Annotated in this window: 25 protein-coding genes; 21 read left to right on the forward strand and 4 right to left on the reverse strand. The window is 44.5% G+C overall.

What is annotated here, in order from left to right; translation table 11 throughout:
- The 4 genes from PHE24_01590 to secE form a co-directional block, all read right to left on the reverse strand.
- A partial coding sequence (locus tag PHE24_01590) for a hypothetical protein (GenBank protein MDD4901805.1) occupies window positions 1-735 on the reverse strand: 735 nt, incomplete at its 3' end.
- Between the two features lie 139 nt (window positions 736-874).
- A complete protein-coding gene (rplK, locus tag PHE24_01595; GenBank protein ID MDD4901806.1) occupies window positions 875-1,306 on the reverse strand; it encodes a 50S ribosomal protein L11 in 432 nt (143 codons plus the stop codon).
- Window positions 1,307-1,485: 179 nt separating this feature from the next.
- Complete coding sequence (gene nusG, locus PHE24_01600; protein MDD4901807.1) at window positions 1,486-2,031, reverse strand: transcription termination/antitermination protein NusG; 546 nt, start codon at window positions 2,029-2,031, stop codon at window positions 1,486-1,488.
- 134 nt (window positions 2,032-2,165) lie between these two features.
- The gene (secE, locus tag PHE24_01605; protein ID MDD4901808.1) at window positions 2,166-2,357 is read right to left on the reverse strand and encodes a preprotein translocase subunit SecE; all 192 of its coding nucleotides are present in this window, start codon (window positions 2,355-2,357) and stop codon (window positions 2,166-2,168) included.
- A 583-nt stretch (window positions 2,358-2,940) separates the two neighbouring features.
- On the opposite strand from secE, the gene PHE24_01610 reads away from it, so the two are divergent.
- From PHE24_01610 to PHE24_01710, 21 genes are all read left to right on the forward strand, one after another.
- Window positions 2,941-3,417: a hypothetical protein gene (locus tag PHE24_01610; protein ID MDD4901809.1), complete on the forward strand. Its 477-nt coding sequence runs from the start codon at window positions 2,941-2,943 to the stop codon at window positions 3,415-3,417.
- 174 nt (window positions 3,418-3,591) lie between these two features.
- Window positions 3,592-3,819: a hypothetical protein gene (locus tag PHE24_01615; GenBank protein MDD4901810.1), complete on the forward strand. Its 228-nt coding sequence runs from the start codon at window positions 3,592-3,594 to the stop codon at window positions 3,817-3,819.
- Window positions 3,820-3,915: 96 nt separating this feature from the next.
- Window positions 3,916-4,380: a hypothetical protein gene (locus PHE24_01620; protein ID MDD4901811.1), complete on the forward strand. Its 465-nt coding sequence runs from the start codon at window positions 3,916-3,918 to the stop codon at window positions 4,378-4,380.
- Window positions 4,381-4,543: 163 nt separating this feature from the next.
- On the forward strand, window positions 4,544-5,140 hold the full coding sequence (locus PHE24_01625) for a hypothetical protein (GenBank protein MDD4901812.1): 597 nt from the start codon (window positions 4,544-4,546) through the stop codon (window positions 5,138-5,140).
- Window positions 5,141-5,442: 302 nt separating this feature from the next.
- Complete coding sequence (locus tag PHE24_01630; GenBank protein ID MDD4901813.1) at window positions 5,443-7,119, forward strand: hypothetical protein; 1,677 nt, start codon at window positions 5,443-5,445, stop codon at window positions 7,117-7,119.
- Between the two features lie 110 nt (window positions 7,120-7,229).
- On the forward strand, window positions 7,230-7,946 hold the full coding sequence (rsmI, locus tag PHE24_01635) for a 16S rRNA (cytidine(1402)-2'-O)-methyltransferase (protein MDD4901814.1): 717 nt from the start codon (window positions 7,230-7,232) through the stop codon (window positions 7,944-7,946).
- 121 nt (window positions 7,947-8,067) lie between these two features.
- The gene (locus tag PHE24_01640) at window positions 8,068-8,289 is read left to right on the forward strand and encodes a hypothetical protein (protein MDD4901815.1); all 222 of its coding nucleotides are present in this window, start codon (window positions 8,068-8,070) and stop codon (window positions 8,287-8,289) included.
- 4 nt (window positions 8,290-8,293) lie between these two features.
- Complete coding sequence (locus PHE24_01645) at window positions 8,294-8,881, forward strand: CYTH domain-containing protein (protein ID MDD4901816.1); 588 nt, start codon at window positions 8,294-8,296, stop codon at window positions 8,879-8,881.
- A 53-nt stretch (window positions 8,882-8,934) separates the two neighbouring features.
- The gene (locus PHE24_01650) at window positions 8,935-9,915 is read left to right on the forward strand and encodes a hypothetical protein (protein ID MDD4901817.1); all 981 of its coding nucleotides are present in this window, start codon (window positions 8,935-8,937) and stop codon (window positions 9,913-9,915) included.
- Window positions 9,916-10,010: 95 nt separating this feature from the next.
- Window positions 10,011-10,538, forward strand: coding sequence for a nitroreductase family protein (locus PHE24_01655; GenBank protein MDD4901818.1), 528 nt, complete (start codon window positions 10,011-10,013; stop codon window positions 10,536-10,538).
- A 6-nt stretch (window positions 10,539-10,544) separates the two neighbouring features.
- Window positions 10,545-11,309 (forward strand): inositol monophosphatase family protein, encoded by a 765-nt coding sequence (locus tag PHE24_01660; GenBank protein ID MDD4901819.1) that lies wholly within the window; start codon window positions 10,545-10,547, stop codon window positions 11,307-11,309.
- 494 nt (window positions 11,310-11,803) lie between these two features.
- A complete protein-coding gene (locus PHE24_01665) occupies window positions 11,804-12,250 on the forward strand; it encodes a hypothetical protein (GenBank protein ID MDD4901820.1) in 447 nt (148 codons plus the stop codon).
- A gap of 32 nt (window positions 12,251-12,282) precedes the next feature.
- Window positions 12,283-13,884, forward strand: a complete 1,602-nt coding sequence (locus tag PHE24_01670; GenBank protein MDD4901821.1) for a methionine--tRNA ligase — start codon at window positions 12,283-12,285, stop codon at window positions 13,882-13,884.
- Window positions 13,885-14,018: 134 nt separating this feature from the next.
- Window positions 14,019-15,245, forward strand: coding sequence for a Kazal-type serine protease inhibitor domain-containing protein (locus PHE24_01675; GenBank protein MDD4901822.1), 1,227 nt, complete (start codon window positions 14,019-14,021; stop codon window positions 15,243-15,245).
- Between the two features lie 19 nt (window positions 15,246-15,264).
- Window positions 15,265-15,780: a CvpA family protein gene (locus PHE24_01680; protein MDD4901823.1), complete on the forward strand. Its 516-nt coding sequence runs from the start codon at window positions 15,265-15,267 to the stop codon at window positions 15,778-15,780.
- Window positions 15,781-16,500 carry an L-threonylcarbamoyladenylate synthase gene (locus tag PHE24_01685; protein ID MDD4901824.1) on the forward strand — a complete coding sequence of 240 codons (720 nt, stop codon included), beginning with the start codon at window positions 15,781-15,783 and terminating at the stop codon, window positions 16,498-16,500.
- A gap of 55 nt (window positions 16,501-16,555) precedes the next feature.
- Window positions 16,556-17,896 (forward strand): S41 family peptidase, encoded by a 1,341-nt coding sequence (locus PHE24_01690; GenBank protein ID MDD4901825.1) that lies wholly within the window; start codon window positions 16,556-16,558, stop codon window positions 17,894-17,896.
- Window positions 17,897-17,930: 34 nt separating this feature from the next.
- Window positions 17,931-18,302 (forward strand): four helix bundle protein, encoded by a 372-nt coding sequence (locus PHE24_01695; protein ID MDD4901826.1) that lies wholly within the window; start codon window positions 17,931-17,933, stop codon window positions 18,300-18,302.
- Between the two features lie 50 nt (window positions 18,303-18,352).
- Complete coding sequence (locus PHE24_01700) at window positions 18,353-20,032, forward strand: CTP synthase (GenBank protein MDD4901827.1); 1,680 nt, start codon at window positions 18,353-18,355, stop codon at window positions 20,030-20,032.
- A 29-nt stretch (window positions 20,033-20,061) separates the two neighbouring features.
- Window positions 20,062-20,406: a hypothetical protein gene (locus tag PHE24_01705; GenBank protein ID MDD4901828.1), complete on the forward strand. Its 345-nt coding sequence runs from the start codon at window positions 20,062-20,064 to the stop codon at window positions 20,404-20,406.
- A gap of 13 nt (window positions 20,407-20,419) precedes the next feature.
- Entirely contained in the window at window positions 20,420-20,614 is a 195-nt protein-coding gene (locus tag PHE24_01710) for a hypothetical protein (GenBank protein MDD4901829.1), read from the forward strand.
- The last annotated feature ends 23 nt before the right edge of the window (window positions 20,615-20,637 follow it).

Raw genomic sequence — 20,637 nt, forward strand, 5'->3', positions numbered from 1 at the left:
GATGGTGATATGCAAGTTGCCGGTATCATCGTTTTTGAAACTTAATTTGCCTTTCTTGAATTCGGCGATCGCTTTGATCGGATCCGGAGTAACCGTGTCGTTCTTCGGCGAAGGCATTAAGCCGCGGGTGCCGAGAATTTTAGCGATCACGCCCAATTTTCTCATCACTGACGGTTCGGCAATGGCCAGGTCAAAATCGGTTTTTTCGGTTTTTTTGATCTTAGCGATGAATTCGTCATTACCGATAAAATCAGCGCCGGCAGCAAGGGCTTCGGCTTCCTTGATCGGTTCGACAAAAGCGACGATGCGGACGGTTTTGCCCACGCCGTGCGGCAAGGCTACCGTGCCGCGGACCTGTTGTTCGCCCTTGGCCGTGTCGATGCCCAGATGAAAATGCACATCAACTGAAGCGTCGAATTTCTCGTGCGAATTTTCCTTGGCTAATTTAACGGCTTGATCGATCGGATAAGTTTTGCCGCGGTCGAAATTCAGGACAACTTTCTTTTTTTTCGGCGTACCGGCGCGGCGGGAAGATTTGCCCGATTTAGCTTTAGGGGCGGTTTTTTCGGCAGTCGGCTCGGTCTTTACTTCCTTTTTTTCCTCGATAGGTTTTTCAGCTTTCTCTTCTTTTTTAACTTCCGGTTTTTCCTTCTTTACTTTTTCCACTTTGGCTTCAGCCTTAGCAGACTTGTCCTCCTTAGCTTTAGCGGCGGAGGGCTTTTTTTCTTTCGGCATAATTTTTGGTTCGTGGTGTAACGGACAATTACAAATTAAAAATTAGAAATTACAAATAATTTGTAATTTGTCATTTGTAATTCAATCCTTCCACAATATTACAAATAATGAATATTTTTTTCTTTTTACTTATTACTTTTTACTTTATTTCAACCCCCATCTGCCGCGCGGTGCCGGCAATGATTCGTTTGGCGGCTTCGATATCGGTGGTATTAAGATCCGGCATTTTGATTTTGGCGATTTCCGTCAATTGCGCGTCGGTCAGCGTACCGACTTTTTCCATCAAAGGATTATGCGCGCCCGATTCGATCTTCAATGCTTTTTTGATCAAAGCCGAAGCCGGCGGTTTCTTCATTACGAAATCGTAAGTGCGGTTTTCATAGACATTGATGATCACCGGCAAAATATCGCCCTTCATCGCTTGCGAGGCGGCGTTGAACTTGGTGACGAATTCCTGGATATTCAAGCCGTGCTGGCCCAAAGCCGGACCGACCGGCGGCGCGGGAGTCGCGGCTCCGGCGGGAATCTGCAATTTTATCTGGGTGACTAATTTCTTTTTAGCTTTCGCCATAAATTTCATTTGTGCTGTTAGAAGCGAACAGTACAATTTTCACTTTTAATTATTTTGAATAGTCTGTCTATAATACGAATACTACGAATTATACGCGAATACTACAAACTCTGCGAACCGAATAAAATTTGTTAAATAGTTCGCGGTATTCGCGAAAAATTCGTAGTATTCGTATTATGTTATATCTTTTTAATCTGCAAGAAATCCAATTCCACCGGGGTTTCGCGGCCGAACATATTGACCAGGACTTTGACGCGGCCTTTTTCTTCATCAATGCTGGTGATCTTGCCTTCCAGATTTTTGAAAGGCCCATCGATGATCTTGACCGGCGAATCCACCGAGAAATCAATCTTGAATTTCGGCTCTTCAATGCCCATCCGTTTCTGCAAAGATTTTATTTCTTCTTCGGAAACCGGGGTCGGGGTCGTGCCCGTGCCGATAAAACCGGTGACGTTCGGCGTATTGCGCACCACATACCAGGATTTATCAGTCACGATCATTTCCACCAGCACATAGCCGGGGTAAATTTTTTCTTCCACGACTTTGCGCTTGCCGTTCTTGATCTTGATCTTTTTTTCGGTCGGCACCAAAACATTGAAGATCTGGTCTTCCACGTCCATAGTTTCGATTCTTTGGCGCAGATTAGTGGAAACATTTTCCTCATAACCGGAAGAAGTGTGGAGCACGTACCAGCGGCGGCCTTGATTTAAAGTTTGTTTAGCCATATATAAATGAAATTAGAAATTGGAAATTTGAAATTGGCTTTTTGACGAAGTATGATGTTCAACCAATTTCTAATTTCTAATTTCAAATTTCTTGTATTTGCCATGACAAAATATGCCGATGGCGAGATAATAATTTATTTCAAGTTGATCGCAGTCTGTAAGAGAGTGCTGAAAACATAATCCAGCGCGCCCAAAAAAGCGGCGACGCCCAAGGAAATGAGAATGACCAGCAGCGTATAATTATAAGTTTCTTTCTTGGTCGGCCAAGTGACCTTTTTCATTTCCTCGATCGATGATTTGATGTAATTGGTGATTGCGTTGGGCATAATATTTTAAATTATATTTTTTAGAACATGACATGATGCGAATACCGCGAATTTTTCGCGAATACCGCGAAATCTATTGACCGAAAACCCACCCCGCCTCGCTCACGCTCGGCACCCCTCCCAAGAGGGGAATAAAAATGGTTCGTAGTATTCGCGTATAATTCGTTGTATTCGTATTATATAACGGACGGCTCGAACAAGATAATGTTCCTATAATTAATATTATCTTCGCTTGTTCGGAAATGATCTCGCCTTACGGCGGATCATTTCTCTCACTTCGCTTGATAATAAAAAAAGAGCCCCGACCGGGCATTTATTCATTACTTTATTATAATACAGGAAACGGGGGAAGACGTCAAGAGAGAGAAGTAAGAAGTATGCCGACGTAATGTCGGCATCCCGAGCTTGTCTCGGGAAAAAGTAATAATTTAAAAAATGCTGATAGATTATAATAAAAATGGCTATTTAAGGGGCTTTTAAGGTTGTTGACATAACAAGGATATTATGCTATACTTAAAAGTTACGATAGATTTTTATTGACCTTTTGTTTTATATTCATTTCACAATTTTTCCAGGAGGAATCATGGAAAGCACAGTCAAGGCCCCGGCCGAAAGAAAACTCATTGCCACGTTTCATAACGTTGCTCGTCGGGTCGACAAAGTGGTGGTGGAGCGGAATGAAACCGGTTTGCATCTCGTCGCGGCGAATGCGCAGATCGGAATCGTCGAGCACTATCAACGGGGCGTCGTGGTGCAGGGCCGAATTCTGAACATGCATTTCTACGGCCTCGCCGTTGGTGATCTCGGTCGCAAGCTGAATTTCCGGATTGATGTCTATGAGAAAACCGTCGGGACAAAGACTTACACCTACGTCGACCTGCATAAAGTCAATGCTGTTCCCGAGGCGGATCTCAAGATCAACATCGAGGACCCCAAACTCGGCGGCGATGTCGCGATCGCGGGGACCAGCGCCTTCTTGCGGATCGAACCGCGCCCGGTAAGGACGCAAGCGGACGAGCCGCACCTCGAGGAACTCGTGGAAGCTGACTCGCAGCAGTAAGCCGCGGACAGTCAACGCATCATATTACCCCGAACCAAGAAAAAAATTCTTGGTTTCGGGGTAATTTTTTTTGTGCCAAAAGAAGCTGGCGATCGCCATAATCGCGGGACTTTTCGCCTTTGCTGAAAATGTGTTATAATATGATCAGGGTTAAATAAAAAATAAAATAAACATATGGACAAGGTTTCAACGGTAGTTAATAAAAAAATTAATCGCCTGATCCGCGTCTTGGTGATCAATGGGATTGTCTTGTTGATCCTGGCCGTGTTGATCGTCTGGACCCCATTTATGGCCCAGCTGGTGATGGGGCTGGTCGTAGTAATTATCGCTTATGTCTTTCTTTACAGCGCTTACAAGCTTTGGCATCTGAAAACCATCCTGGATAAATATATCAAGTTCTAATTAGAATAGCTTATCAGCGATTATTCTGCCGGACTTGATTTTTTATTATCAAATTGCTATATTGCTAAATTGATAATAATTTTGAAATCAAATTTTATGAAAAAAATACTTTATACTTTTTGTTTTTTGTTTTTTGTTTTTCTTTTAACAGGTTGTGCCGGCAAGCCGGTGATGATGGATCAGCTTAATAAGCAGGGCTTTTATCCTTATCACAACGAGATGTTTAATTTTAATCTGTCGTTGCCTAAGGAGTTTCAATATTATCAAACGCAAAGAATGACCTTTACCGATTACACCGATATCGATATTTTTGTGCCGACCGCTGACACGAATTATGTGGAACAAGTTCCGGGCTATGCCGAGCCGATCATTGTTCGCGTTTATGACAAGACCGCTTATGATAATTTAAGCGCCGATCTAAAAGCGCAAATGGTAAAAGTCGCGGAGAAAGGCAATAAAGTTTACAACCTCATCTTTTGGGATCAGCCGCCGAGCGATTGGGCGGGCAAATGGACGGATGCGATGAAACAGCAGCTGATCAAAGATTTTAAATTGAAATAAATTTCCGATTGATGAAAAAACGGCGCCGATCATCCGGCGCTGTTTTTGTTTCCATAGTTGTTGATATTTTTTTGCTGTCTTGACAAAGCAGGCATAATTACCTATACTTTTATGATTTTTAGTCCTTTATAATTTTGTTTAACTTTAGCAAGGGAGTTGCGTCATGCGTACATTTTTTACATCAATTATCATGGTTTTCGCTCTGCTCGGCGTGATGAGCAGCCCGGCTTTTGCCGGTGATAAAAACGACCTCTTAACAGAAGAAATATCCGGTATTATGAACGGGAGACAGCCCAAGGACCCTAATTACGTCTTGAAATGGAGCTTCATTGAATTCAGTAGTTTCCCTGTCTGCGTTGAAAAGCCGAAGTATCAAAAATTTGCCGAAAAACTCCAGGCTACTAATAAGATTATCGGTGCTATGGGAGATTTTAATTCTTCGGAAGACGGGTTTTCCGCGCAGGTGTGCGTGGTTACTTATTTGGAAAGGATTTCCGACGGGGCAGAGCTTCCCAATAAGCACTTCTGGAAAATTCGCTATACCTACGATGAACGTATAGCGGCCTGGCAATATGACGCCATCGAAAGTTGTGTTACTCGCTCGAAAAATAAAGAGAACAAATTATATCTCTACAAATGCGAGTCAACGTGGGGGATGAAGTCCTTAGACATCGCAATAAGGGCTGGTGTCGCAGGAGATCTTGCCAGAGAACCTGGTTTGAAAAGGGCGTTAATCGGTGGTGCCGATGAGATGTTTTGATTTATGTCTCAATCTGAGAATCAAAGGGTATTATGCATTGGGTCCAATATCGGCTCGGGCAACTTCTGGGATTTCCTCACTAAATAGCTATTTTGAACAAAACTCCGTTAATTTCCGACTTGGGAATCGCGGAGTTTTTTTATTTTTGGCAGTTGATTTTATCCGTAAAACAAGGTAAAATACAAGTATAAGATAAAATTAAATATCACGCAGAATAATGCCTAAAGTAGGCGGTTTTTTGATTGAAATTGAGAATTCCTTAAATTTTTAATTTATAATTTATAATTTGTAATTAATTTAATATGGTTAGTCCGCATTTAACCAAAAAGAAAAGCGAAATACTGACAGTTACTTTAGGCACCCGAAAACTTTTCCAGACCGTTTATCGCGAACAGAGCCAGGAGGTGAAAGAAAACGAAGGCGAAGCCAAGATAAAAGTTTCGGCGCTGATCTCCAAGGTCGCTTTTTATTACGAGAAGGTCCGCAATTACGTCGATTATAATGAAGAGCATCTGCACCGCAAGTACGCGGTGGCCCGCATTTTAAAACGGCAATTGGTCATCGAAGGCGCGGTGAAGATCACCAATAGCGAAGAAACGTCGCGCAATCTTCTGACCGAATTGATCCGCGCCGGCTATCTGCCCAATGACAAGATCCCCGAAGGCAAGATCGATGAAGTGAAAGCGATCCTGGAAAAACATTTGCGCCTGCGCGAACTGGCGATGCCGCACGGGATCACGGCTCAGATGGCCAAGCTGGTCACCAAGGAAAAAAGAGAATTGGGCGATTGGCTGATCGGTATTGCCGCTTCCGAGATCGAGTCGATTTTGGAAGTGGACAAAATCAAAGAGATGGTGATCAGCAATATGTACGAATATCTGGTCAAATTCATCAAGCTGCCGGTCAATTTCGCCGTTTACGAAAAAGATCTGCCCATTCAAATTTATTTAAGCATCTACCGCACTTATTTAAAGTTCGACCGCTCGATGCTGTCCTTCATAATTTTTAAATATTATAACGCTGACTGGTGGAACCCGACCGAAGAAACTACGGCTAAGATCGCCGCCAATATTCTGCCCTTGCGGCAGGCGATCGAGCGGCAGCTTGATCACCCGCTGGTCAAACAATTGGATAAGATCATCAACAAATACACGGTTTTTTATTCGATCCTCACCGATATGATCAAAGAAGACCCGGCGTCGCTTTATGAGACGATCAAGAGCAAGCCGCAGGTTTTTCCCGATCTGGTGAAAAACAATTTTCAAAAAAAATTTAATGTGACCAAGGCCCGCCTTTGGCGCGCCGGCGTCAATAGCATTATTTACATCTTCTTGACCAAGACGATCTTCGCGGTCTTACTGGAAATTCCGGCGACAAAATATCTGGGCGAAGAGATCAATCCTTATTCTTTGGCGGTTAATATTTTATTCCCGCCCTTCTTATTGCTTTTAGTGATTTTGTTCACTCGAGTTTCTTCGGAAGAAAATAACAAGCGCGTGGTGGCCGGGGTGGACGAAATAACTTTTGAGGAAAAGAACCGCCGCGATCCGATCGTCTTGCGCAAACCGACCATCAGGGGTCCGGTCATCAGCTTTATTTTCAGCCTGCTTTACTCGCTGACCTTTTTGGTTTCTTTCGGCGCGGTCGTTTGGGCCTTGGATAAGATCCACTTCACCTGGGTGAGCATCACCATCTTCTTGTTCTTCTTGGCTTTTGTCAGTTTCTTTTCGATCCGCATCCGCAAAAGCGTCCAGCAATTGATCGTCATCGAAGAAAGGGAAAATCTGCTCGATTTTCTGCTTGATTTTTTCTTCATCCCGATCGCGGCCGTGGGCAAATGGCTGTCAAAAAAGTTCGCCAAGATCAACGTCTTTATGTTCCTGATGGATTTCGTGATCGAAGCGCCGTTCAAAGTCTTCGTCGAGATCGCCGAGCAGTGGACGAAATATGTCAGGGAAAGGAAGGAGGATATCGAATAATTTGAAATGTAATACTAATCCACGAATACATACTAATATAACGAATAATAATTTAGAACGCATTCGTCATATTAGTATGTATTCGTATTAAATTAGTATTACAATAAAATATGCTTTATATAGTAGGAACGCCGATCGGCAACTTGGAAGATATCAGTATGCGCGCCATAAGAATCCTCGGCGAGGTGGATTTTATTTTGTGCGAAGACACGCGGACGTCAGGCGTTTTGCTCGAGCATTATAATATCAAGACGCCGCGCATTTCTTATCATCAGCATTCGGAAGATATCAAGGTCGATCAGATCATTAAATTATTAGAGCAGGGGAAGAATCTGGCGCTGATCACTGATGCGGGCACGCCGGGAATTTCCGATCCGGGTGGTGTTTTAGTTTCTAAAGTGATCGAGCATTTTGGCGAAGATATGAAGATCGAATCCGTGCCCGGCCCTTCGGCGGTCACGGCGGCGTTATCTATTTCCGGCATTCCGACCGACAAGTTTATTTTTATGGGTTTCCCGCCGCATAAAAAAGGCCGGCAGACATTTATTAAAAGAATTTTGGCCAGCGAATATCCTGTGGTCGTTTATGAATCCAAACACCGCATCGTCAAATTTTTGAATGAATTAAAAGCGATGAAAGAAAGCGCCAGCATTTCCGATGAAGAAGAAATTAAAAATAAGAAAAAAAATCTTGAATCAGTCGTGGTCGCGCGCGAACTTTCCAAAATGCACGAAACCGTCTATCGCGGCGATATTGATAATATAATTGCCAAAATAACCGCCACCCCGGACGACCAGCGCGGCGAATTTGTCGTAATCGTCGGCTAAACAAGTCCCCTCTAGAGAGGGGTGGCTCGCGCCGCGTGAGACGGGGTGTGTTACATAATTTAAAATAATTAACATTAAAAAAATATAAATTTTATGGCTTTCAAAGAACAATTTGCCCCCCTTGGCGGCAGAAAAGGGTCCCGGTAATATTGATGAAAAAATACTCAAAAAAACTCCAGCTCCCGGCGCCGCCGGATTGACTTGGGGCGAACTTTATGAACATGCCGCCGCGGAAAACGAGTTAAAATCAGGAGAAGATTTTTTCTCCTATGTCCGACGGTTAAAAAAACTTTGGGAAGAAGAAGACGACAAACCGAGCGCTCCGGTAAGCAAAGCCGCCTAATATTATGAATATCGAATACGAAGCGACATTTTTAAATATAGACAAGGAAGAAGCGAGAGAGCGATTAAAAAAGGCCGGCGCCAAATTGGTCAAGCCGGAAATTTTGATGAAGCGCTGTAATTTTACTTTGCCGAAAAATAACGAGATCGCCGGCAGCTGGGTCAGGGTGCGCGACGAGGGCGATAAAATTACCATGAGCGTTAAAATAATGACCGGCGATAAGATCGAAGATCAGAAAGAGATTTGTCTTTCGGTTGATGAAATGGAAAAAGCGATCGATTTTTTGGAAACTCTGGGTTGCCGCAAAAAATCCTATCAGGAAACTAAGCGGGAAACTTGGGAATTGGACAGCGTAATAATCACTTTGGATACCTGGCCGTTTTTGGAGCCGTTTGCCGAAGTTGAAGGTCAGTCCGAGCAGACTGTTAAGAGTGTAAGCGAAAAGATCGGTTTTGATTATACGCAAGCGCGTTTTTGCGCCGTCGGCACTCTTTATCATGAGAAATATAAAATCCCGCAAGACGTTATCAATAACCATACGCCGGAAATAACTTTTGCCAAAAACCCATTTATAAATAATTCCCCTCTATAAAGAGGGGTGGACTCGCGCCGCGCGAGGACGGGGTGTGTAAAAAAATGAAAGCTATGAATAATTCTATCGAATTTCCCGAACAGACAAAATCTCTTTCCTATCTTGATCGCGAAGAAGACTGGGAGCAGAAAATCAAAGAAACTATCGCATTATACGATTGGGGTATTGTTGATCTTTTGCATGAAGATGAATCTAAAAAGATTGAAAAAAAATTGGCCTTCGCGGATATTCCCGCGGCCGAGCAAGCGGCTTACGCTGAAACTGCCGGACGATTGGCGCTTGGTTTGATGAATTTTGGCGGTATGCGCGCCAGTTTGACCGAAGAAAAGTCAAGATTTGAAATGATTATGCTCCGTGGTAAAATTTCCGGTCATAATCCCGATTTGGAGCCGTTTTTGCATATGCTCTGTCTGCATTTGGCCCGCGAGGCTGATACTAATACTACCGGAGATTCATCCCGCGTATTTTCTGAAGTCATAACCGACGCCGCCGTAAATGCGGCCCGAGCCGGCAAGCCGGAATTGCATGATTCGCTGATCAACCCGTTTCATTTGGAAACTGGCATGGAAATATTAAAATTCAACGAAAAAACCGGTGAGGCGGAGAAAATGACGATTGAAACGCTGATCGAAAACGGCGACGGCATCATTTTCTTCGGCAAAGGCGAGAATGATTATGAGGATATCATTACTTTCAACCGGAAATTATCGCTGGGCGAATATGTGAAAAAAGATAGCGAGAATTATTTTGGCGGCGCAGGCTATCTTAAAGAAAAATTCAACTTGGATAAATTGGTACCGGGAACCGTGATAAAAATCGATGCCAGCCATCCATTGAGCAAGGAACAGATAACCGAGGAAGTCACGGTCGTTAAAAGCAATCAGGCCGAATTGGAAGAGCAATACGGTCCGGCCTGGCTGGCTTTTCTGGATCACGCTCCCCGAAACAAAAAATTGCTTACCGTCAGTATGAGGTCGGCTACCGGGGAGATTTTTGAGGATGTTAATTTTATGACTTTGAAAATCGTCGAATAATTTATCTAGTTTGTCATTTTCGCGAATGCGGAAATCCAAGATTGAGCGCACGGAATCTGGATCCCCGCATTCGCGGGGATGACTGAATAAAATTTATGACCGTCAAGGAGGCTATTCAAAAAAGACGCAGTATCCGGAAATATCAGAATAAGGAAATTCCGGCGGAAATAATTGATGAGTTGCTGGAAGCGGCGCGCTGGGCGCCGTCGGCGCGGAATGTCCAGCCCTGGGCATTTAAAGTGGTGACGGGCGCCGAAGATAAAGCCAAGCTGAAAGAGAATCATGTTTTTATGCGGGATTTTGTTTATGACGCGCCGGCGATAATCATCTGCTGCGTCACCGAGGAAGATTATCCCAAAGATAAATTTCAAGCCGGCATGCAAGCCACGTTTGATAAATGGTCAATGATCGATATCGGCCTGGCGACGGAAAATATATTATTGCAAGCCACTGAACTTGGTTTAGGCGGTTGCGTCGTCGGGATGATCGATATGGAAAAAATAAAATCAGTTCTGAATATCCCGGAAAAATATTTTATCCCATATGTTGTTCCTATAGGCTATCCCGACGAAACCCCGGCACCGACGCCAAGGAAAAGTTTGGAAGAAATAACCATGAATTAAAAGTATATGGAAAAATTCATTAAGCAGATAACAAAAGAAGCGGGCGCTGCTATTCTGAAAAAATTTGGGAAAGTGGGCGTTACGCATACAAAAGAAAATGCAGCAGATGTCGTTACCGAAGCTGATTTATTGGCAAATAATATTATTATCAGAGCCATTAAAAAGAAATATCCATCCCACGCGATAATATCCGAAGAAACAGGCGAACATCAAAACGGCGCTGAATATTGCTGGATTATCGATCCGTTAGACGGTACGCGTAATTTCCTTACCAGGACTCCGATGTTCGCGGTAATGATCGGCCTCGCCCATAATGGAAAGATGGAATTAGCCACTATCTATAACCCATGCACGGATGAATTATTTTTTGCGAAAAAGGGGGAAGGTACGTTTTTAAATGGAAAAAAGGTTCGTTGCTCACAGCATAAGACATGGGAGAACAGCTGGGGACTTACAAGCGCTAGAATGTCAAAAAATAACGTAGCTAATTTGCGTAAATTATTAAAGCATTCGGAGAAGGAAGAATTTTGGATGAGCGCTTTGGGATCAGCCGGGGTTAGTGTTATGTATCAGGCAGATGGCAGAAGAGATTGGCGGGCTTCGCAAGGCGGAGGGTTGTGGGATTACGCCGCTGCTTCGCTAATTCTTGCGGAGGCGGGATGTAAAGTCACTAATTTTAAAGGCGAGCCCTGGTCTATAAAAGATAGAGAGATTTTGTCGGCGAATAAATATCTTCATTCTAAATTATTGAAGATTATGAATTCCGAATAATTAACGTTAATTTTGCCGTGCTAGAGTCCGCTTTGCCTGCCCTGAGCTTGTCGAAAGAGGCGGAGACTGCGCCGGAACAAAAGTTTGCAGAAGGTCTGGTAGCTGGTATTTAGTAGTTGAGTCTTTTTGTCATCCTGAGCGCCGCGCGAAGGATCTATTAAGTAAAAATTGAATTTAGATTTAATTATCTTATAACTGCCGTTGGTTGCATTATAAAAAATAATAATGTCAGGAATAGACCCACCCCGTCTCGCGAGGCGCGAGCCACCCCTCCCAAGAGGGGAATAAAAAAAGTTGAAGAAATAATTAATCTCGGCGCAGTTCCGACTTGTCCCGAGCTTGCCGAGGGAGGCGGAGACTGCGACGGAACCAATCTATCTCCGAGAAATATTCTCTCAGGAATGAAATCCTATAATTAAGGCGGTAGAAATTAGGACATAAAGCGATTTATAGTCGCCGCGAGGTGCGACTTCTATGAATGACAAAATAAAATTATGAATTTTACAGAAATAATAAATGCTCGCGGAATTGTAGCAAATAAATTCGTCTCCATTGAGGGGTTGGTGGCGGTTATAATCTGCTTGCATTATTTAAAAAGAGTTGACAATAAATTTATATTAAATGTTTTAAAAAATGAGCTATCGTCCTTTGGTCTTTGTAAAAGTGTTTTAAAATTAATTATTGATAATAAAAAAAATGGCGACGAACTACAAAATTTAGAAAAATTAAATCGTATTCGTAATATTTTTAGTCATTCTGTTATTAGTGGCGATTCGGGCCAATCGAATGGTGATATTATGAATGCTAGTTTCGTTAATCATAAAGACTTGGATAAAAAAATTAATGCCGAAGAAATGCTTAAGGAATTTAATTCTTTATACGATTCAACTATTGAGTGGTTAATGAAAATTTTCGAAGAAAAAGGAGGTAATTTTAAATAATTTATAATTCATAATTTATAATTTGTAATTGAATGTCCAAGTTTTATATCACCACCACCCTTCCTTACGTCAATGCCGAGCCGCATATCGGGTTTGCGGCGGAGATTATCAAGGCGGATTGTTTAGCCAGATGGCACACGTTGCTGGGCGACGAGGTATTCTTTAATACCGGTACCGATGAGCACGGGCAGAAGATCTATGAGAAGGCCAAAGAGGCTGGCATTGATCCGCAAACTTATTGCGATGAATATGCGGCAAAATTCCGCAGCTTGAAAGAGCTGTTGAATTTAAGCGTGACTAATTTTATCAGGACGACCGATGAAAAACATATCAAAGCGGCGCAGGCTTTTTGGAAGCTCTGCGAGGCTAACGGTGATATTTATAAAAAGGATTACAAGATTAAATATTGCGTGGGCTGCGAGCTGGAAAAAACCGATTCGGAATTGGTAAACGGCTGCTGCCCGTTACATCCGAACAAAGCTTTGGAAGAAATAAACGAAGAAAATTATTTCTTTAAATTTTCAAAATATCAACAACCGCTTTTGGATTTGTATAAAAATAATCCTGATTTTGTGAAGCCGGAAGAACGCGCTAATGAGATCAAGTCTTTTGTGGAAAGGGGATTGCAGGATTTTTCTATCTCCCGCCTGGCCACGAAAATGCCTTGGGGGATTCCGGTGCCGGGCGATGAGACGCAAGTGATGTACGTCTGGTTTGATGCGTTGGTTAATTATATAAGTTGTCTCGGATGGCCGGATACAAACCACCCCCAGACCCCTCCTTCGGAAGGAGGGGGGCTGACACACCCCGCCTCGCCGGGCTCGGCACCCCTCTCGAGAGGGGACTTTGACACACCCCGCCCTTCCACCCAAGGCGGACAAGTCGGCACCCCTCTTGATAGAGGGGACTTATTTAGTGAGTATTGGCCAGGATTACAGGTTTGCGGCAAGGATAATTTAAGGCAGCAGACCGCAATGTGGCAGGCAATGTTAATGTCGGCGGGATTGCCTAATTCCAAACAGGTTTTGGTTTTTGGTTTTATTACCGTGAACGGACAAAAAATGTCTAAGTCGTTGGGGAATGTTGTTAATCCAGCAGAGATGGTGGTGAAATACGGACTTGATGCGACAAGATATTATCTTTTGAAAGAGATCAAACCTTTCGCTGATAGTGATTTTTCCTGGGAAAAGATGAATTTACTTTATACGGCCGACTTGGCCAACGGCATTGGAAATTTAGCCGCGCGTGTTTCAACTCTGCTCGAAAAAAATCAGATCGAAACTGTTTTGCTTACACCAACCATAACACACCCCGTCCGCCCAGGGGGCGTCCACCCCTCTCAAGAGGGGACTTTTGCCGCATTCGCGGAGAAGATGGAACAATATGCCTTTGACGAAGCTTTGGGAGTATTATGGAAAAAAATTGCCGAGTGCGACGTAACCCTCACCGAAAAAAAGCCTTGGAAAATGGAAGACAAGGCGGAAATTAAAAAAGTCCTCGAGCCGATCGCCCAGGAAATATTGAATATTGCTTATTTACTGGCGCCTTTTATGCCGGAAACTTCGGAAAAAATTATCAAGCAATATTCGGAAACGCAAATTAAAAAAAGCGATTCGTTATTCCCCAGAATCTAAGCGCCCCCTCCCGCCACCCCCGGCCATTCCTCAGACAGGAGGGGAGGCTGATCATAATTGTTATTAGCCGGGATTATTGATATAATTATAAGCAGTTAAAATAAATAATTTATTCATCTAAGTGATAAAAAAATATGAAAAAACTTTTTTTAGACGGTTTACTGGTCGCTGTTTTGGCGGTTTTTTCATTGGCGATTTGCGGCAACCGCGCTTTAGCGCAAGATAATTATGAAATAGCTTCGGCAACCACCACTCCGGCGGCTATTAATTTATACAACACGGACAATCCGGCCGTGGTGGGATGGAACGCGACAGGTACGGACAACCAAGGATTCAAGGTTGTCTGGTCAAAAAATGCCAACCCGACTTATCCCATCCGCTATGGCGATCACGTTGATAATATTCCCAGCGCCAGCGCGCATACTGATACTTTAACCGCCTTTTTGGGCAATGGAACTTATTTTGTGCGGGTTTGCAATCTGGTCAGCAATACTTGCGGAGTTTATTCCAATCAGATCACGGTTCAATTCGGCGTGCCCGCAATCCCGGCCACTTCCACGACTCCGGTCGCCACTTCCACGCCGGTGGCGTGCAATATGATCTATGCTCCGGTTTGCGGCGCGGACGGACAGACTTATACTAACAGTTGTTTTGCCGATGCGCATAAGGTGACGGTTAAATCTAACGGCGCTTGCCCGGCCGTGGCGACGACGACGCCGGTTATTGCCACCACCACCCCGGTTTTATCGCCGGTTTCGGACATCGACAAGATCAATCAAAGCGCCGAGGATCTTTATCAAAATAAGATCGGCAATATTTTGGGCCGGCTCGATACGGCGGTCGATCAGGCCAAGGAACAACAGGCGCAAAATAATTATTTGACCAAGCTGGAGCAGGGATTGGCCCAGCCGATCTCCGCGGCGAGCGCCAACTCGGTCACCGCTTTTATCGCTTACGGGGTTGATGCTAATACGCAACTTCTTGGCTCGGGACAGCGCGCGGCAGCGGTTTATTCTTTCAAGCAAGCTTATGGCAAATTGCCGACCGCTCAAGCTGATTTTGCCGATCTCATCAAGATCGCCAATGGCCGCTGGCCGTCAGTGACTTCCGCAACTGCCGAAGCGCTGGCCAAGGCGCAATTCAAGAAAATTTATCTGCGCGATGCCGATCTGAATAATCCGCATGACGCGGCCGCGATCGTGATAATCGCTTACGGTTTGCAGCAGCAGGCGAAAAACAGGAATCTAAAATCAGAAGCGGCGGCCCTGCATACTTTTAAAGCGATCTTCAATCGCTTGCCCTCGGGCACGGTTGATTGGAATACTTTGGGAGCCATAACTTATTCAGGATCAACGAGATAATTTTTAATTTTAATATAGCATGTCTAATTTTGACATTATTTTGATCGCGATGCTGGCCATCTGCGCTTTGCGCGGCTTGACCACCGGTCTGATCAAAGCCGTGGGCGCGTTCCTGGGGATTATCGGCGGCGCTTTTTTTGCCAGCCATTTTTATCTGGTTTTATTCGCGGCGACGCAAAAATGGTATGGCGGCTACGACAACATCGGCAAAGTCGTTTCTTTTATTATTATCTTCGTGGTCCTGGCCTGGGCGATCCATATTCTGTTCATTGTTTTGGATAAGACTTATAATCTGCTCTCGATCATTCCGTTCATGAAATCGATCAATCGCCTGGCGGGCGGAATTCTCGGGCTATTGGTCGGGGCGATCATCCTCGGCTTATTGATCTATGTCGTGGCGAAATACGCGCCGGCCGGAACCATGGTCGGCAACTGGCTCTTGACTTCGAAGGTGGCCCCCTGGCTCTTGGGAATAGCAAAAATTTTAATGCCGTTGCTTTCGGGAAGTTTGAAAAGTATTGAGTCGATAATTTAATTGGAAACCCACCCCGCCTCGCTCACGCTCGGCACCCCTCCCGGGGAGGGGAATAAAATGGAAACCCACCCCCAACTTCGCTCCGCCGAACGGAGCTACGATGGACAAGCCGGGGAAGGGGATAAAAATGTGAAAATTATTAAAATTAATCGCCATAAAGTTTCCGCGCAAGAAATCGGCCTAATCGTCGATTTTTTGAAAAAGGGAAAAACGATCGTTTACCCGACCGACACGATCTACGGTCTGGGTTGTTCGGCGACCGATAAAAAGGCAATTGACAAAATTCGCCGGATGAAAAAAAGGGACAAGAATAAACCGTTTTTGATTTTGATTGCCGATTTTAAAATGGTACATAAATATTTTAAAGTGGATAAAAAACAGGCAAGTTATTTGCGGAAAATTTGGCCGGGAAAAGTATCGGTAATTTTAAATAAAAAATCAGCGTTGCCCGGCTATGTTTCCGCGGGTTTGGCCAGCGCGGCGGTGCGTTTGCCAAAGAGCGAATTTCTTACTAAAATGATTAAAGAACTAAAGCAACCGATCGTTTCCACCAGTTTGAATAAAAGCGGTCAGCTGCATCTTGTCCGAGTCGCGGATTTAACCAATTATTTTACCGTGACCAAACCGGATTTGATCGTCGATGCCGGCACGATCAATGGCAAACCTTCGAAATTGATCGACTTAAGGGATGCGGCTAAAATAAAAGTTTTGAGAAAATAATCAATTAGTAAATTACGGGCGCTGATAAGTTTTTCATCAGTCCCTGACCGGATTAATGTTCAATTTTTTAAAATTTTTCCAAAAAAAGCAAAGAGAAGGGGAACTGGCCGCCAGGCATCATTTTGTCCGCCAGGCGATACTGGTTGTTTTGGTTATAATTTTATTATTTGTTTCTTTCGCCGCCGGAATGTACGCCACCGGCAAGAATAAACTGATCGCCGTTTTGGCCAGCAAAGAAACCGTTTATCTGGGCAAGATCACCGGCAAATATCAGCAAGATACGGGCGGGCGCTTGTCGCAGGATATTGATTTTAATTTGTATTGGGAAGTTTGGGATGCCTTAAAAGCCAGATATGTCGATAAGGACAAGCTCAATGAAAAGGAAATGTTTTACGGTTCCTTGCGCGGCTTGGCCGCGTCATTGGGCGATCCTTATACCGTGTTTTTCGACCCTAAGGATTCGCAAACTTTTGCCAATGATCTGTCCGGAACTTTCGAAGGCATCGGCGCCGAAGTCGGCTTGCGCAATGACGCGATCACCATTATCGCGCCGCTCTCGGGAATGCCGGCGGAAAAAGCCGGCATCAAGGCCGGCGATACGATCATTGCCATTAATGGTTCTTCAACTTTGAATATGACGATCGATCGGGCGGTGGAAAGGATCCGCGGCCCCAAGGGAACAAGGGTGACGCTGACGATTTTCCGCCAGGGATTCAAGGAAACCAAGGATATTTCGATCATCCGCGACGTCATTTATGTCAAAAGCGTGAAGACCGAATTCAGATCGGATAAAATTTTTGTCATCACTGTTTCCAATTTCAATGAAGACACCGCCGGTCTTTTTGAGAACGCCGTGCAAGAAGCGGTTAAGGACAAGCCGAAAGGCTTGGTTGTTGATTTGCGCAATAATCCCGGCGGCTTTTTGGATTCGGCGATCAGCCTGGCCTCCGAGTGGGTGCCTTCGGGCAAGCTGGTGGTGAGCGAAAAATCGACCGATCCGGCCGAGAATGGCCAATATGATTCTTCGGGCATCCAGCATTTGCGCGATTATCCCACGGTCGTTCTGGTCAACGGCGGATCGGCTTCGGCCTCGGAAATATTAGCCGGCGCGCTTAAGGATTACGGTTTGGCTAAAGTTGTGGGCGAAAAAACTTACGGCAAAGGTTCGGTGCAGGCCCTGGAATCCTTGAGCGATGGTTCGATGATCAAGATCACCGTGGCCAAATGGTACACGCCCAACGGCTATTCGATCGATGAGCAGGGGATTACGCCTGATATCACGGCCACCACTTCCGAAGCGGCCTTTAACGCCGGTAAAGACCCGCAATTAGACACAGCGGTTAATATTTTACTGGGTAAAAGCACTTCCACGCCGGGTACGGCAACCAAAAAATAAATTAGTTGATTAGTTAATTGGTTAATTAGTTTTTATGGGGAGGGGCTTAGAAAAATTAAAGATATACAGACTGTCGGTTCGCTTAGAAATTTTTGTTCACCGCGTAGTTAATGAAAAATTTCCCGAGGAAGAAAAATATCGCAGCTCTGACCAATTAAAAAGATCGTCATCTTCTTCGTCTGACAATATCGCTGAAAGCTACGGCAAATTTTCTTTTGGCGCTAAAATAAATCATTTATACATTGCGAGGGGAGAAATGGCGGAAACGAAAAGCGGAATTGAAAGAGCGTATTTAAAAGGTTTCATTTCCGAAGAATTGGCAGAATTCACGGTCAATAAATATACGGAACTAATTAAGCAAACCAATTGCTATATCAATTTTTTAAAACATAAAAAAATTAAATAGTTGAACTGGTTTATTCTAAAACTAATTAACCAATTAACTAATTAACTAACATGGTTGAGAAGATCAAAAAAGATAAAACCAAATATGTGTTTGTCGTCGGCGGCGTGATGTCCGGCGTAGGCAAGGGGATTACCACTTCGTCGATCGCCATGATTTTGCAGTCCAAGGGCTATAAGGTGAGCGCCTGCAAGATCGATCCCTATATCAACGTCGATGCCGGCACGATGAATCCGGTGGAACACGGCGAAGTTTTTGTGACCGATGACGGCGATGAAACCGACCAGGATGTCGGTAATTATGAAAGATTTTTGAATAAAAATATCTACCGCGAGAATTATATGACCACCGGCCGGGTTTATCTTTCCGTCATCCAAAAAGAGCGGAATTTGGAATACGGCGGCAAGTGCGTGGAAGTTGTGCCGCATATTCCGCTGGAGGTGATCGGCCGCATCCATACGGCCGCGGAAAAAGCCGGCGCGGAAATCATGGTAGTGGAGATCGGCGGCACGGTCGGCGAATATCAAAACTTGCTGTTCTTGGAAGCGGCCAGAATGATGAAACTTTATAATCCGGAAAGCGTCCAATTCGTGATGGTTTCTTTCTTGCCCATTCCCAGCAAACTTGGCGAGATGAAAACCAAGCCGACGCAATACGCGATCCATTCTTTGAACGCGGCCGGTATTCAGCCGAACTTTATCGTCGCCCGCGCCGAAGTGCCGGTCGACGAACCCAGACGCGCCAAGATCGCCATCAATTGCGGTATTGCTCCGGAAGACGTCATTTCCGCTCCTGATATTGATTCAATTTATGATGTGCCGCTGAATTTCGAGAAAGATCATTTGGGCGACCGGATCCTCGACAAATTCGGCTTAAAGAAAAAGAAAGATGATATGAAAGAATGGACGGCGATGGTGGCCAAAAGACGGAAAGCCAAAAAAACAGTGGAGATAGGCATTGTGGGCAAATATTTTGTCAGCGGCCATTTTTGTTTTACTGATTCCTATGTTTCAGTCATTGAAGCTATAAAACACGCCGCAACTTTTAATAATTGCAAGGCTAATTTGCATTGGCTCGGTTCGGATGAAGTGGAAAAAAACGGCGCGTCGTTCTTGAAAAAATACGACGGCATCATTGTTCCGCAGGGCTGGGGCTCGCGCGGCGCCGAAGGTAAGATCGCCACGATCGAATATTGCCGCAAGAATAAAAAGCCGTATTTCGGCTTATGCTATGGCATGCAAATGGCGGTGATCGAATTCGCCCGCCATGTTTTGGGATTCAAGGATGCCAACTCGGCCGAAGTCAATCCGGCTACCAAGCATCCCGTCATCCATATTATGCCGGGACAGGCGGAATTGCTCGCCCAAAAACAATACGGCGGCACGATCCGTCTGGGCGGCTGGCCATGCAAAATAGTTAAAGGCACGCATTTATATCGAGCTTATCAAGTTGATAAAAATAAAGACGATATTGTGATCGAACGCCATCGTCATCGCTATGAATATAATAACGAATACCGCGAATTAATGGAGAAAAAAGGTTTAACCGTGGCCGGTACTTCGCCGGATGGACAAATTGTCGAGGCAGTGGAAATTACTGATCACCCTTTCTTTATCGGCACGCAATTTCATCCGGAATATATTTCCCGTCCGCTCGCGCCGCACCCGCTGTTCGTCGAATTCATCAAAGTCTGCTTGACATTGAAGAAGAAAAAGAGTAAAAAAGATAAATAATGTTCATTTCAAAATCAATCGGAGGAACAATGAAATCAGTTAAAGATGCCAAGAAAAGAGTAAAGCACGATGACGCCAGTTTGGTTAAATTTATTCATCGGATGGTAATGGCCTGCTCGATGGAAAGATATTTGGGTTTTAATCTGCCGCCCGGCAAGCACACGACTCTCCATTATAGCGCGGAAAATTCGTATGTTTTTAGGAAAAATTTTCTTAAGGAAGTGCAAGAAAACGAGGGGGAAGGCCGGAGAATTAAGCGGGCGCTCGCCGAAGAATATCGGCTGCGGGGCTTGCCTGCCAGACTGAGGAGGCAATTATGTCAGATCAATTATCACTCTTTAACCCTTAAAATGCAGCAACCCGTTGCAGTTTAGCAAGGAGATTGTTATGGCCAGAGATGTGGATTACAAGGGAACGGATGGTTGCGGCGAAGCCAGATTTTGCGACACCATGGTTTGCCGGGGAACTGATTGCCACGATTACTTCGAAACAAAACAGCATAAAAAATGGCGTGAAGTTCAGAAGCGGAAGGAAACGCGAGAAGATAAGAAGCGCGGAGTATTTGTCAGCGGCCGCGACTGACGGATAATCCGCCTAATCGGACT

Source organism: Patescibacteria group bacterium (genome assembly GCA_028707065.1).
Lineage (GTDB): Bacteria > Patescibacteriota > Patescibacteriia > Patescibacteriales > WJLG01 > JAQTUZ01.